We start from the raw sequence: 1,195 nt of genomic DNA, 5'->3' as shown, positions 1-1,195 counted from the left end.
CTTATCTTTGGTTTTGTCGCACTCTGAGCGCTCAGAGTGCGACTACACCTACGTTCAGTGCCGCCGGCGTCAGCCGAGCAGCCGCTCCACCACCCACCACAGCGCCACCGCCGCGATCGCCGAACAACCCGCCAGCAGCACCCAGCGGGCCGTGCGCGGGGCGCGGACCCGCAGGAGCACCAGCAGCGGGAACACCACCGCGATGATGCCGAGCTGCACCGCCTCGATGCCCACGTTGAACGACAGCAGCGACCACAGCAGGGTCCACGACCAGGCGGCGTCGATGCCGAGCGCCCCGGCGAAACCGACGCCGTGCACCAGGCCGAAGACGAACACCACGGGCAGCCGCCAGCGGTCCCAGCCGCCGCGCTCGTCGCGGGTCCCGGCCGGCGCACGCCAGCGCAGGGCGTCCCGCACGAGACCCGAGGCCGCGCCGCCGCCCAAGGCGTCACCACCCAGCCCCGCCCCGCCCCGCCAGAGCAGCACCAGGTCCACCACCGCCACCACTGCGATCGACGCCGCGATCACCGGCTCCACCACGATCGCCGGCACCGACACCACGCCGAGCGCCGCGAGCAGGAACGTCACGGAGTGCGCCACGGTGAACGCCGTGGCCGTCAGGACGACGTCGCGCAGCCGCCGCGCCCCGATCAGCAGCGCCAGCAGGAACAGCACGTGGTCGATGCCTAACAGCAGGTGCTCGCCGCCCAGCACGAGGAACTCCCCGACCTGCTTCAGCAGCCGGTGCTCCCCCGTCGTCAGCGTGGGCGACGCCGCGGTGAGCACCGCCGAGCCGTCCTCGTCGTCGAGCGAGTACCGGATGATCGTCTCGGTCGAGTGCACGAACGACTCGGCGTCCGGGAACAGCGCGCTGGAGACCTCGTGCACCCCCTCGGGCTCGCCGTCGCACGCGAACGTGTAGGTCAGGGAGGCGTAGGGCCGTTCCCCCCGCTCCACGACGCCGACGCCGGAGAGCGCAGGCGCACACGGCTCGCCGTCGTAGGCCACGGCGAACCGGTCGGTAACGTACCCGTCCACCTCGGCCTCGTGCTCGTCGAGCTGGGCGAGCTGGGCGTCCCGGTCGGTCGCGTCGTACGCCTCGGCCCGCAGCCAGGCGGACTTCATGAGCAGGTCGTACTCCAGGTCGAGCACGGCCACGACGTCCGCACCGTCGTCCTCCGGACCGGAGGACGAC

General features: G+C 72.1%; 1 protein-coding gene. It reads right to left on the bottom strand.

Features of this window, described 5'->3' with window-relative positions; all coding sequences use genetic code 11:
* Window positions 1-69 precede the first annotated feature (69 nt).
* Window positions 70-1,195 (bottom strand): HupE/UreJ family protein (locus ACFWEJ_RS28800; RefSeq protein WP_377232572.1); only part of this gene is annotated, 1,126 nt, incomplete at its 5' end.

It is taken from the genome of Promicromonospora sp. NPDC060204 (assembly GCF_042728455.1).
In the GTDB taxonomy this organism is placed as follows: domain Bacteria; phylum Actinomycetota; class Actinomycetes; order Actinomycetales; family Cellulomonadaceae; genus Promicromonospora.
Note: the sequence above shows the minus strand (reverse complement) of the source record. Positions and strands in the feature narration are given on the sequence as shown.